Raw genomic sequence first — 12038 nt, 5'->3', positions numbered from 1 at the left:
CCCCGGGCTCAGACCTCGCCGAAGAGCAGGTTGCCCGGGGCGTCCTCGTCGGTGCCGGTGTAGTAGTCGCGCACGGCGTCGAGGAGTTCGTCCACGGTCAGCCGGCCGTCCCCGTTCGCGTCGATCCGCCGGAACAGCGTCTCGGCCTCGGCGTGGTCCAGCGCCGTGCCGAAGACCTCCTGGGCCCGGTGGAACTCGTCGGGGCTGATGAGTCCGTCGCCGTCGGTGTCGACGATCGTCAGGAGAGCCTTCATCATCGGCCGGTACGAGCGGTCGTAGGCCGGCCCGCCCTGCGCGTACAGCCGCGTCATGCCGTGCTTGTACTCCGCGGGCGTGACCTTGCCGTCGCGGTCGGCGTCGATCTCGGTGAACAGGTCCTGCCAGAAGTCCGCGATCCCGCTCATCACGGCTTCCGCGCGGGGCGAGTCATCGGGTTCGCCCAGGGCCGTCAGCAGCCGGGACCCGAGCGCGATGATGTCGGTGGCGTCGATCTCGCCGCTCCCGTCGGCGTCGAGGCGGTTGAAGGAGCGCTCCAGCTTGCGGTCGAGGAGGTCGTTCGTCATGTGGCATGCCTTCCATGGCTACGGTGCGCAGAGGTCCGGTCACCTAGCGTAATGTCCTGGCGGAGCGTGAACTCCCTTTCTGCTGCTGGGAAGTTGCGGAAGCACCCTTAAGGGGGAGGGGTGGACCGCGGGCCCGCTCCCGGCCGCAACCTTCGGGAGGGTACGGGCGTCGTACGTGCGTACGCACGTGGTACGTACGACCGATCGGGGGCAGTGTGGTGCAGCGGCGGGCAGGGCGCGGCCGGAGGGTCGCGGCGCTGGGGGTGTTCGGGGCGGCGCTGTGGCTCGGCGTCGGCGGGCTGTTCGCGGTCCCGGCCGCGCAGGCCGCCACCGGGGGCTGTGCGGGCCGGCTGGTCAAGACCCTGCCGGCCGCCGCCGGCGAGGTGCGCGTGTACAAGAGCCGCACCCAGGTCTGCGCGGTGACCGTGGCGCGGCGGCCCGGGGAGCGGCGGCGGATGACGGTGAGCATTCAGCCGCGCGGCGGGGTCCCCGTCCGCGACGCCGGGCGTTTCACCCGTTATGCCGGGCCTGTCGTCGTCGGTGCGATCAGCCGCTGTGTGTATGTAAAGGGGGATGCGGGCGGCGGATCCGCCGATTCCGGCTGGATCCTGTGCTGACGGAGAGACCCAACTAGGTCTGTTCAGCGATGCGTTGCCCCGGCTAGGTTCACCGCGACCGAAGTGAACGCAAGGGGAGGGTGAATGCGCAAGACGCTCGGATGGCTGCTGTCGCTCGTGGTGCTGATCGGCACCATGGGTGCGGCCGGCTCCACGGCACAGGCGGCCACCGCCGCAGGGCCGGCAGCCGCGACGGACATCAAGGACCAGATCCTCGGCATTCCCGGGATGAGCCTGATCGAGGAGAAGCCGTACCCCGGTTACCGCTTCTTCGTACTGAACTACGAGCAGCCGGTCGACCACCGGCAGCCGTGGAAGGGCACCTTCAAGCAGCGCCTGACCCTTCTGCACAAGGACGTCTCGCGGCCGACGGTGTTCTTCACCTCCGGCTACAACGTCAACACCAGTCCGCGCCGCAGTGAGCCGACGACGATCGTCGACGGCAACCAGGTGTCCCTGGAGTATCGATTCTTCACGCCCTCCCGGCCCGACCCGGCCAACTGGGCCAACCTGGACATCTGGCAGGCCGCCAGTGACCAGCACCGCCTCTTCACCGCCCTCAAGAAGCTCTACACCAAGAACTGGCTGGCCACGGGCGGCAGCAAGGGCGGCATGACGGCGACGTACTACGAGCGCTTCTACCCGCGCGACATGGACGGCGTCGTCGCGTACGTCGCGCCCAACGACGTCGTCAACAACGAGGACTCGGCCTACGACCGGTTCTTCAGCAAGGTCGGCACCAAGGAGTGCCGCGACCGGCTGAACGCGGTGCAGCGCGAGGCGCTCGTGCGCCGCGAGCCGCTGGAGGCCAAGTACGCCGTCGCCGCCGCCGAGAACGGCTGGACCTTCACCACCGTCGGCAACCTCGACAAGGCCTTCGAGGCCGTCGTGCTCGACTACGTGTGGGCCTTCTGGCAGTACAGCCTGCTCGCCGACTGCGCCTCCATCCCGGCCGCCGCCACCGCGACCGACCAGGAGATCTGGGACACGATCGACGCGATCTCCGGCTTCTCCGCCTACGCCGACCAGGGCCTGGAGACGTACACCCCGTACTACTACCAGGCGGGCACCCAGCTCGGCTCCCCGGACATCAAGCAGCCCCACCTCAAGGGCCTGAGCCGCTACGGCTACCAGCCGCCGCGCAACTTCGTGCCCCGCGACATCCCCATGACCTTCCAGCCGGGAGCCATGAAGGACATCGACACCTGGGTGCGCAACAACGCGAACCAGATGCTGTTCGTGTACGGGCAGAACGACCCGTGGGGCGCCGAGCCGTTCCACCTCGGCTACGGGGTGCGCGACAGCTACGTGATGACCGCGCCGGGCGCCAACCACGGTGCCAACGTCGCCAAGCTGCTCGACGGCGAGAAGGCGCTGGCCACCGCGAAGATCCTGCAGTGGGCCGGGGTCGCCCCGGCCGCCGCGCTCGCCGACACGGGGAAGGCGGCGCCGCTGGCGGCGCCCGACGCCCAGCTCGACCAGCGCGACCTGGAGCGCGAGCCGCAGCTGCGGCCGTAACGCTCCACCGGGCCACGGACCGGCGTACAGGAGGACTAGTACGTCAGTCCGTGGCCCAGCGGGTAGCGGCCCGGCACCGGGACCGGGAGGCGGCCGGCGGGCCGCTCGGCCCCGGTCAGCACCCGGGCCGCCGCCCGCATCTCCACGTCCGTCCACGCGTACGTCGCCAGCTCCGCCGCGCACCGCGGCAGCCGGGCGGGGTCGTACGGGTTGCGGACCGCGAGCACGACCACCGGCACCCCGGTGGCCAGCAGCTCCGTGACCAGCGTGCGCTGGGGATCCTCCCCTTCGGCCACGTTGTACGTGCACACCACCACCGCCGCGTGACCGGGCGCCGCGGCCACCGCACCGGCCGGCGCCGCAGCCGTGGCCCGGCAGCCCAGGGCGGTCAGTTCCCGGGCCAGTACGGCCGTGGGGGGTCCGGTCGTGGCGCTGGGGGAGACCGGGTCGGTCCCGGTCACCAGCACCCTCGGGCCCGTCGCCGCGTCCAGCGGGAGCGTCCCGGCCGCATTGGCCAGCAGGGTGGTCGTCCCGGCGGCGATCTCGTCAGCCGCGGCCAGGTGCTCGGGGATGCCGACCTGCGCGTCCACCCCCTGCGCGGTGGGCTCGGGCGCGTCGAACAGGCCCCGGCGGGCCTTCAGTTCCAGGATCCGCAGCACCGACTCCGCGATGCGCTCCTCGGTCAGCTCGCCCGACTCCACGGCGGCCAGCACGCTGCGGTACGCGAGTCCGAGGTCCGGCGGGTTCAGCAGCTGGTCGCAGCCCGCCTTCAGGGCCAGGACGGGCACCCGGTCGTTCCCGTACTTCTGGCGGACCCCGGCCATGTCGAGGGCGTCGGTGACCACCACCCCGCGGAAGCCCAGGCGTTCGCGCAGGATGCCGGTGACGATCGGCCGGGAGAGCGTCGCCGGATCGCCCGAGGGGTCCAGCGCGGGGAAGACGATGTGCGCCGTCATGACGGCGTCCACGCCCGCGTCCACCGCGGCGCGGAAGGGCGGCTCGTCCAGCTCCTCCCAGAGCGCGCGGCTGTGCCGCATCACCGGCAGGCCGACGTGGCTGTCGGTCTCGGTGTCCCCGTGGCCGGGGAAGTGCTTGGCGGTCGCGGCCACCCCGGCGCCCTGGTAGCCGCGGACCTGGGCGGCGACCAGGGCGGCCACCGCCTGCGGGTCGGAGCCGAAGGACCGTACGCCGATGACCGGATTGGCCGGATTGACATTGACGTCGGCGACCGGCGCGTAGTCCTGCCGGATGCCCATCGCGGCCAGCTCCGTCCCCGCGATGCGGGCGGCCCGGCGGGCCTCGGCGGCGGAACCGGTCGCGGCGTGCAGCGCGCCCAGCGCCATCGCTCCCGGGAAGAGGGTGGCGGGCTTGCCGATGCGGGCGACGGCGCCGTGCTCCTGGTCGGTGGAGAGCAGCAGCGGTACGCGCGGACCGGCGGCCAGGGCGGCCCGCTGGAGCCCGGCCGAGAGCGCGGCGATCTGGTGCGGGTCACGGGTGTTGTGGGCCCAGGCGAAGTAGATGATCCCGCCGAGGTGGTAGCGGGAGACCAGCTCGGCGCCGGTGCGGACCCCGAACGCCGCCAGGTTCTTCTCGGCGTCCGCCGGGTCGGGATCGGTGGCCGAATGGCCGTAGGCCCGGGAGACGAACAGCTGGCCGACCTTCTCGGCCAGGCTCATCCCCTCCACCAGGCGGCGCAGCCGGGCCCGGTCGGGCCGCCGGCCGGGTGGCCCGGCGGGCTCCCGTGCGGGGTTGCGCGGGTCGTCGGGGGCGGGGCGGGCCCCCACGGCGGCGGAGGCGGCCCCGGCGGCCGTGACGGCGGCCACGGCGGCCACGGCGAACAGGGTCCGGCGGGAGGCTTCGTACGGCACGCGCCGGACCCTACTGCCGGGCCGGGCCCCGGGGCGTCACGGACACTCGGGAGGTCCCCCGGAAGGGGTCCCCGGCTAGGCCGTCTCTTCGGCCTGGGACCGCGCCCCCTGCGCGGCCCAGTGCTCCTGGAGGACCCGCACGGCCTCGGTGATCGCGGGACGGCGGGCCGCGCCGGTGCGCCACAGGGCGTACAGCCGCCGGACGGGGCCCGGTTCCAGCGGGACGGCCACCGCCCCGGGCGGCAGCACACCCGTGCCCAGCCGGGGGACGACCGCCACCCCGAGCCCGGCCGCGACCAGGGCGACGATGGTGTGGTTCTCCTCGGCCACGTGCACGATGTCGGGTTCGGACCCGGCCGTGCGCAGGGTCCGCACCAGCCAGTCGTGGCAGACCCGGCCGGGCGGCTGGCACACCCAGCGCTCGCCGCCGAGGTCGGTGCGGCGGACGGCCCGCCGGGTGGTGAAGGGGTGCCCGGCCGGGACCACCAGGTCGCAGGGGTCGTCCCCGATCACCGCCTGCTCGATGCCCTCGGGCGACGGCAGCGGCGCGATGTCCCAGTCGTGGGCCACCGCCAGATCGGTGACGCCGCGGGCCACCAGGTCCACGGACAGGTGGGGGTCCACCTCCGTGAGGCGGACGTCCAGCGCCGGATGACGGCGGGCCAGGTCGGCCAGCACCCCCGGCAGCAGTCCGCGCGCCGCCGAGGCGAAGGCCGCCACCGTCAGCAGCCCGCTCGGCTGCCCGCGGCGCTCCTCCAGGGTGGTCTCGGCGCGCTCGACGATGGCCAGCAGCTGCTGGGCCGTGTCGGCCAGGTGCCGGGCCTCCTCGGTCAGCGCGACCCCGCGCCCGCGCCGCTCCAGCAGCGTGGTCCGGGTCTCCCGCTCCAGTTTGGCGATCTGCTGCGAGACCGCGGAGGGGGTGTAGCCGAGGGCGGCCGCCGCGCCCGCGACCGAACCGTGGACGGAGACGGCGTGCAGGGCGCGCAGCCGGGAGAGATCGAGCACGGCTCCATCGTGGCACCGGGGAGATGCGTAAGCAATGCTTCATCCATCGCGGAAGAGATCAGCGCTGGTGCTACACGGTCCGGGCGTCGATGCTCGGACCATGCGTCCCGTACACACCGCACTCGCCGTGCTCGTCGCCGCCGTCTGGGGGTTCAACTTCGTCGTCATCGAGATCGGACTCGACCACTTCCCGCCGCTGTTGCTCTCCGCCCTGCGCTTCCTCGTCGCGGCCCTGCCCGCGGTCTTCCTCGTCGGACGCCCCAAGGTCGCCTGGAAGTGGGTCCTGGGCGTCGGGGCGGTCCTCGGCATCGCCAAGTTCGGGCTGCTGTTCACGGGCATGGACGCCGGGATGCCCGCCGGACTGTCCTCCCTGGTGCTCCAGGTCCAGGCCGTCTTCACCGCCGTCCTCGCCGCCGTGCTCCTGCGCGAACGGCCCGGCCGGATCAGGGTGCTCGGCATGGCCGTCGCGCTCGCCGGGATCGCCGTGGCCGCGGTGGACGGGGGCACCTCCGGCCCGGTGCTCGGCTTCGCGCTCGTCGTCGCGGCCGCCGCCTGCTGGGGCGTCTCCAACGTCCTGACCCGCAAGGCCTCCCCGCCCGACGCGCTGAACTTCATGGTGTGGGTGTGCACCGTCCCGGTGCTGCCGCTGCTCGCGCTGTCGCTGCTGCTGGAGGGGCCCGAGCGGGACCTGGCCGCGCTGCGCGCCCTGGACTGGTCCGGGCTCGCCGTGATCGGGTACGTGGCCTGGGTGTCCACCGTGTTCGGCTTCGGCGCCTGGGGGTACCTGCTGCGCCGCTACCCGGCCTCCGCGGTGGCCCCGTTCTCCCTGCTGGTCCCGGTGTTCGGGATGTCCTCGGCGGCCCTGGTGCTGGGGGAACAGGTCTCGGGCACGCGCTGGCTGGCGGCGCTGCTCCTGGTCGGCGGGGTGGCCCTCACCTCGCTGGCCCCCGGGCGCGCTCCGAACCGTACGGGGGTCGGTCCGGGCGTCAGCGCGGGGAGTCCTGCTGGAGCGGCAGCCGCCAGTCCTGCCCGGTGAGGGCGACCCCGTACGAGCGGGCGGGGCGTTCGGCGACCAGGGTGAAGCCCGCGCGCAGGTACAGGGAGCGGGCTTCGTGCAGGACGTCGTGGGTCCACAGGACCAGCTCGCGGTAGCCCACCGAGCGGGCGAAGGCGACGACCGCGGTGACAAGGCGGCCGCCGATGCCGTGGCCGCGGTTCTGCGGGTCGACCAGGAGCAGCCGCAGCCGGGCGGTGCCCGGGGCGCCGTCCTCGCGCACGCACATCACCGACCCGACGGGCCGGCCGCCGCGTTCGGCGATCCAGACCCGCTCCAGATACGGGTCGTGGTCCTCGGCGAAATCCGCGACGACCCGGGCCACCAGGCCCTCGAACTCGGCGTTCCAGCCGTACTCGGCGGCGTAGAGCGCGCCGTGCCGCTGCACGATCCAGCCCAGGTCGCCGGGCTCGGGATCGCGCAGCCGCACCGATGCTGCCTCGGGCGTGTCCATGGCGCCCGAGGATAGGCGCTACTTCTTGCCGCCGCCCAGGATCTGGCCGAGCAGATCGCCCAGCCCGCCGCCCGCCGGGGCCGCTCCCGGGGCGGGTGCGCCGCCCGGGGCGGGTGTGCCCGGTGAGGATGCTCCGGCGGCCGTGGGGCCCGCGCCCTTGCCCGAGGCCGCGCGCTTGGCGAGGACCGCGAGCAGCACCGGGATCAGCATCTCGATGACCCGGCTGATGGTCGGGGCGGGGATGCCGGTCTTCTTCGAGACGGCGTTGGCCACCGGCTTGGCGACCTTGGCGAGGACCCCGGCCATCATCCCGCCGCTGAGCATCCCGCCGACGCCGCCCAGCGTGGCCACGCCCTGCAGCGGGGGCTCGGTGACCTCCGCGAGGGCCTGGCGGACCTCGACCCCGTCCTCGTCGTCGGCGTCGGCCTTCTGCTGGAGGTCGCCGGTCATGGCGCCGACGGTCTCCGTGACGGCGGTGCGGGCGCCGTCCGTGTCCGTGCCGAGCAGTCCGGCGATCTCGGTCAGCTTCTCGTCGCCGAGCTCGCCCAGTACGTCGTCCTGGAATGAAGATTCGCTCATGCCCGAAACGCTACTTCTGTGTCGATTCACCGGCACCTTGGGTAGGCGTTTGGTAACGGAAAAGTAAATCTGTAGATCGGAGTGCAACCCTCCAGGGGTACCGCGGGTCGTATGTTGCGTCGGGACTTCCGGGAGGGGATCTGGGGGGATCGGGAAGTCCGGCACGGGAGGGGTAACCGTGAGGGGGTCCGGCCGCGAGGCCGGACCCCCTTTGGTCGCTCTGCCCTTCGCTCCTTCCGTCCACAGGCCCGCCGCGCTGTCGGCGCCCCGGGGTAGCTTCGTGCCATGACAACCCACGGGGCGGTGCAACTGGCCGTGGTGGAGGGGGTGCTCGAACGCATCACCTACGCCAACGAGGAGAGCGGCTACACGGTCGCGCGGGTCGACACCGGCCGCGGCAGCGGCGACCTCCTCACCGTCGTCGGCGCCCTGCTCGGCGCGCAGCCCGGCGAATCGCTGCGCATGGAGGGCCGCTGGGGCTCCCACCCGCAGTACGGCAAGCAGTTCACGGTGGAGAACTACCGCACTGTGCTCCCCGCCACGATCCAGGGCATCCGGCGCTACCTCGGCTCCGGCCTGATCAAGGGCATCGGCCCGAAGATCGCCGACCGGATCGTGGAGCACTTCGGCACCGACACCCTCGACGTGATCGAGGAGGAGCCGAAGCGGCTGATCGAGGTACCCGGGCTGGGCCCCAAGCGGACGAAGCTGATCGGGGCCGCCTGGGAGGAGCAGAAGGCCATCAAGGAGGTCATGGTCTTCCTCCAGGGCGTCGGCGTCTCCACCTCCATCGCCGTCCGCATCTACAAGAAGTACGCCGATGCGTCCATCTCGGTGGTGAAGAACCAGCCCTACCGGCTCGCCGCCGACGTCTGGGGCATCGGCTTCCTCACCGCCGACCGGATCGCCCAGGCCGTCGGGATCCCGCACGACAGCCCCGAGCGCGTGAAGGCCGGGCTCCAGTACGCCCTGTCCCAGTCCACCGACCAGGGGCACTGCTTCCTGCCCGAGGACCGGCTGATCGCGGACGGGGTCAAGCTGCTCCAGGTGGACACCGGCCTGGTGATCGACTGCCTGGCCGAGCTCGCCGCCGACCCGGAGGGGGTCGTCCGGGAGCAGGTGCCCGACCCCCAGGGCGGCCCCGACCCGCTGACCGCCGTCTACCTGGTGCCCTTCCACCGGGCCGAACTGTCGCTGGTGGGGCAGGTGCGCAGGCTCCTGAACGCAGAGAACGACCGGATGCCCGCCTTCCAGGACGTGGACTGGGAGAAGGCGCTGGGCTGGCTCGCGGGCCGGACCGGTGCCGAACTCGCCCCCGAGCAGCGGGACGCGGTCCGCCTCGCGCTGACCCGCCGGGTCGCCGTCCTGACCGGCGGGCCGGGCTGCGGCAAGTCCTTCACCGTCCGCTCGATCGTGGAGCTCGCCCGGGCCAAGAAGGCCAAGGTCGTGCTCGCCGCGCCCACCGGGCGGGCGGCGAAGCGGCTCTCCGAGCTGACCGGCGCCGAGGCCTCCACGGTGCACCGGCTGCTGGAGCTCAAGCCAGGCGGGGACGCGGCGTACGACCGGGACCGGCCGCTGGACGCGGACCTCGTCGTCGTGGACGAGGCCTCGATGCTGGACCTGCTGCTGGCCAACAAGCTGGTCAAGGCCGTGGCGCCGGGCGCGCACCTGCTGCTGGTCGGGGACGTGGACCAGTTGCCGTCCGTAGGCGCCGGGGAGGTGCTGCGGGACCTGCTCGCCGAGGGCGGGCCGGTGCCCGCCGTCCGGCTGACCCGGATCTTCCGGCAGGCCCAGCAGTCGGGCGTGGTCACCAACGCCCACCGGATCAACACCGGACTGCCGCCGGTCACCGAGGGCCTGCCGGACTTCTTCCTCTTCGCCGAGGAGGACACCGAGGAGGCCGGCCGCCTCACCGTCGACGTCGCCGCCCGCCGGATCCCGGCCAGGTTCGGGCTGGACCCGCGCCGGGACGTCCAGGTGCTCGCGCCCATGCACCGCGGCCCGGCGGGCGCCGGGAACCTCAACGGCCTGCTCCAGCAGGCGATGACCCCGGCCCGGCCGGACCTGCCCGAGAAGCGGTTCGGCGGGCGGGTCTTCCGCGTCGGCGACAAGGTGACCCAGATCCGGAACAACTACGAGAAGGGCGCCAACGGCGTGTTCAACGGCACGGTCGGCGTGGTGACCGCGCTCGACCCCGACGAACAGCGCCTGACGGTACGGACGGAGGAGGACGAGGAGATCCCCTACGAGTTCGCGGAGCTCGACGAACTCGCCCACGCCTACGCCGTCACCATCCACCGTTCCCAGGGGAGTGAATATCCGGCCGTCGTGATCCCGGTCACCACGGGGGCTTGGATGATGCTCCAGCGCAACCTGCTCTACACGGCAGTGACCAGGGCGAAGAAACTGGTCGTCCTCGTCGGGTCCCGCAAAGCCCTCGGCCAGGCGGTGCGTACGGTTTCCGCAGGCAGGAGGTACACGGCGGTGGCACCCAGGCTGTCCGGCCGCATACCGGTGGGAAACATCACCTAGATGATCGATCATTTGGGGTTCCACCACCGGTGCGGAGGGGGCAGGATGAGCAGCTTGGCGGCACTCAGTGCCGTCAAAAGCACCAAAGGCCGACCCCGAGTGCACTCTCCTGCGCCAAATGGGGGAAGGTAGAGGCAGTCAGGGCACCTCGAAGAAGAGGCACTACGTCGGTGAGGGATGACGTGAGCGACAACTCTGTAGTACTCCGGTACGCGGACGGTGAATACACCTACCCGGTGGTCGAGAGCACCGTCGGCGACCAGGGCTTCGACATCTCGAAGCTGAGGGCCCAGACCGGGCTCGTCACTCTGGACAGCGGCTACGGCAACACCGCGGCGTACAAGTCCGCGATTACCTACCTCGACGGTGAGCAGGGCATCCTGCGCTACCGCGGTTACCCGATCGAGCAGCTGGCCGAGCGCTCGACCTTCATCGAGGTCGCCTACCTGCTGATCAACGGGGAGCTGCCGACCGTCGACCAGCTCGCGTCGTTCCGCAACGAGATCACCCAGCACACGCTGCTGCACGAGGACGTGAAGCGCTTCTACGACGGCTTCCCGCGTGACGCGCACCCGATGGCGATGCTGTCCTCCGTGGTCAGCGCGCTGTCGACGTTCTACCAGGACAGCCACAACCCCTTCGACGAGAAGCAGCGCCACCTCTCGACGATCCGGCTGCTCGCCAAGCTCCCGACCATCGCGGCCTACGCGTACAAGAAGTCGGTCGGCCACCCGGTGGTCTACCCGCGCAACGACCTCGGCTACGTCGAGAACTTCCTGCGCATGACCTTCTCCGTGCCGGCCCAGGAGTACGACCTGGACCCGGTCGTGGTCTCGGCGCTCGACAAGCTGCTCATCCTGCACGCGGACCACGAGCAGAACTGCTCCACCTCCACCGTGCGTCTGGTCGGCTCCTCGCAGGCGAACATGTTCGCCTCGATCTCCGCCGGCATCTCGGCCCTGTGGGGCCCGCTGCACGGTGGCGCCAACCAGTCCGTCCTCGAGATGCTGGAAGGCATCAAGAACGACGGCGGCGACGTCGACGCCTTCATCCGCAAGGTGAAGAACAAGGAAGACGGCGTCCGCCTGATGGGCTTCGGGCACCGCGTCTACAAGAGCTTCGACCCCCGGGCGAAGATCATCAAGGCGGCGGCGCACGACGTCCTCTCGGCGCTCGGCAAGAGCGACGAGCTGCTGGACATCGCGCTCAAGCTGGAAGAGCACGCGCTGGCCGACGAGTACTTCGTCGAGCGCAACCTCTACCCGAACGTGGACTTCTACACCGGCCTGATCTACCGGGCCATGGGCTTCCCGACCGAGATGTTCACCGTGCTCTTCGCGATCGGCCGCCTTCCCGGCTGGATCGCCCAGTGGCACGAGATGATCAAGGAGCCGGGTTCCCGCATCGGCCGCCCGCGCCAGATCTACACCGGCGAGGTCCTGCGCGACTTCGTCCCGGTCGAGGCCCGCTGACCCGAGGTCTGCTCCACCGCGGCCCTTGGGCCGCACGCGAGGCGAACGAAAAGCGCCCCGCCGCCGATCCCCCCACGGGTCGACGGTCGGGGCGCTTTCCTTTCCCCGGAACGGATTCCCCCCACGGGACCCGGACCGGGGCGTCGGTGTCTGCCGGGACCCGTATCGGGTCGGGAGGGCCGCTCAAAGCTTCCCGCGGGCACGCGTCCCGGCCGGCTGGTGCCGCGGACGTCCCCCAAGACATCCGTGGAACGTCCCCCAAGACATTCCTGGCACCGCCCCATTAGACCCGTGCCGACCCCGGATGGTTACGTTGCGATCACTGTGATCTGCGTCTCCCGTGAAGGAAATGTGTGGGGACCGGGGAGGGTGACCA

9 protein-coding genes and 1 pseudogene are annotated in these 12038 nt (G+C 71.8%); 5 read left to right on the top strand and 5 right to left on the bottom strand.

Going from position 1 to position 12038, the window contains the following annotated elements; genetic code table 11:
* Positions 1 to 8: 8 nt before the first annotated feature.
* Positions 9 to 563, bottom strand: coding sequence for an EF-hand domain-containing protein (locus IO30_RS0135170; RefSeq protein ID WP_031149960.1), 555 nt, complete (start codon positions 561 to 563; stop codon positions 9 to 11).
* Between the two features lie 218 nt (positions 564 to 781).
* Here IO30_RS0135170 and IO30_RS0135165 point away from each other — a divergent pair, with 218 nt between their 5' ends.
* Together IO30_RS0135165 and IO30_RS0135160 are read left to right on the top strand one after the other, a co-directional pair.
* A complete protein-coding gene (locus IO30_RS0135165) occupies positions 782 to 1180 on the top strand; it encodes a hypothetical protein (RefSeq protein WP_107066959.1) in 399 nt (132 codons plus the stop codon).
* 84 nt (positions 1181 to 1264) lie between these two features.
* The gene (locus IO30_RS0135160; RefSeq protein WP_031149956.1) at positions 1265 to 2698 is read left to right on the top strand and encodes a S28 family serine protease; all 1434 of its coding nucleotides are present in this window, start codon (positions 1265 to 1267) and stop codon (positions 2696 to 2698) included.
* 35 nt (positions 2699 to 2733) lie between these two features.
* On the opposite strand, the gene IO30_RS0135155 is transcribed toward IO30_RS0135160, so the two are convergent.
* Positions 2734 to 4566 carry a glycoside hydrolase family 3 protein gene (locus IO30_RS0135155; RefSeq protein ID WP_031149954.1) on the bottom strand — a complete coding sequence of 611 codons (1833 nt, stop codon included), beginning with the start codon at positions 4564 to 4566 and terminating at the stop codon, positions 2734 to 2736.
* 75 nt (positions 4567 to 4641) lie between these two features.
* Positions 4642 to 5571, bottom strand: a complete 930-nt coding sequence (locus IO30_RS0135150; protein WP_031149952.1) for a LysR family transcriptional regulator — start codon at positions 5569 to 5571, stop codon at positions 4642 to 4644.
* Between the two features lie 100 nt (positions 5572 to 5671).
* On the opposite strand from IO30_RS0135150, the gene IO30_RS0135145 reads away from it, so the two are divergent.
* A complete protein-coding gene (locus tag IO30_RS0135145) occupies positions 5672 to 6607 on the top strand; it encodes an EamA family transporter (protein ID WP_031149950.1) in 936 nt (311 codons plus the stop codon).
* Here the strand turns inward: IO30_RS0135145 and IO30_RS0135140 are convergent.
* Both IO30_RS0135140 and IO30_RS0135135 read right to left on the bottom strand, forming a co-directional pair.
* A pseudogene (locus IO30_RS0135140) lies at positions 6558 to 7055 on the bottom strand (GNAT family N-acetyltransferase); the annotation flags it as partial. The gene IO30_RS0135145 and the pseudogene IO30_RS0135140 sit on opposite strands and share 50 nt — an antisense overlap.
* Positions 7056 to 7097: 42 nt before the next feature.
* The gene (locus tag IO30_RS0135135; protein WP_037896061.1) at positions 7098 to 7658 is read right to left on the bottom strand and encodes a DUF937 domain-containing protein; all 561 of its coding nucleotides are present in this window, start codon (positions 7656 to 7658) and stop codon (positions 7098 to 7100) included.
* Positions 7659 to 7943: 285 nt separating this feature from the next.
* Here IO30_RS0135135 and recD2 point away from each other — a divergent pair, with 285 nt between their 5' ends.
* Positions 7944 to 10190: an SF1B family DNA helicase RecD2 gene (recD2, locus tag IO30_RS0135130; RefSeq protein WP_031149945.1), complete on the top strand. Its 2247-nt coding sequence runs from the start codon at positions 7944 to 7946 to the stop codon at positions 10188 to 10190.
* Between the two features lie 182 nt (positions 10191 to 10372).
* On the top strand, positions 10373 to 11662 hold the full coding sequence (locus IO30_RS0135125) for a citrate synthase (protein ID WP_031149943.1): 1290 nt from the start codon (positions 10373 to 10375) through the stop codon (positions 11660 to 11662).
* Positions 11663 to 12038: the final 376 nt, after the last annotated feature.

The sequence above is a fragment of the Streptomyces xanthophaeus genome (assembly GCF_000725805.1).
Classification (GTDB): Bacteria; Actinomycetota; Actinomycetes; order Streptomycetales; family Streptomycetaceae; genus Streptomyces; species Streptomyces xanthophaeus.
This window is presented reverse-complemented; position numbering and strand designations above follow the sequence as displayed.

Excerpts from the sequence above, each read along its gene's own strand:
- recD2 (WP_031149945.1), top strand. The coding sequence starts at position 7,944 with ATGACAACCCACGGGGCGGTGCAACTGGCCGTGGTGGAGGGGGTGCTC.
- IO30_RS0135160 (WP_031149956.1), top strand. The coding sequence starts at position 1,265 with ATGCGCAAGACGCTCGGATGGCTGCTGTCGCTCGTGGTGCTGATCGGC.
- IO30_RS0135145 (WP_031149950.1), top strand. The coding sequence starts at position 5,672 with ATGCGTCCCGTACACACCGCACTCGCCGTGCTCGTCGCCGCCGTCTGG.
- IO30_RS0135170 (WP_031149960.1), bottom strand. The coding sequence starts at position 563 with ATGACGAACGACCTCCTCGACCGCAAGCTGGAGCGCTCCTTCAACCGC.
- IO30_RS0135135 (WP_037896061.1), bottom strand. The coding sequence starts at position 7,658 with ATGAGCGAATCTTCATTCCAGGACGACGTACTGGGCGAGCTCGGCGAC.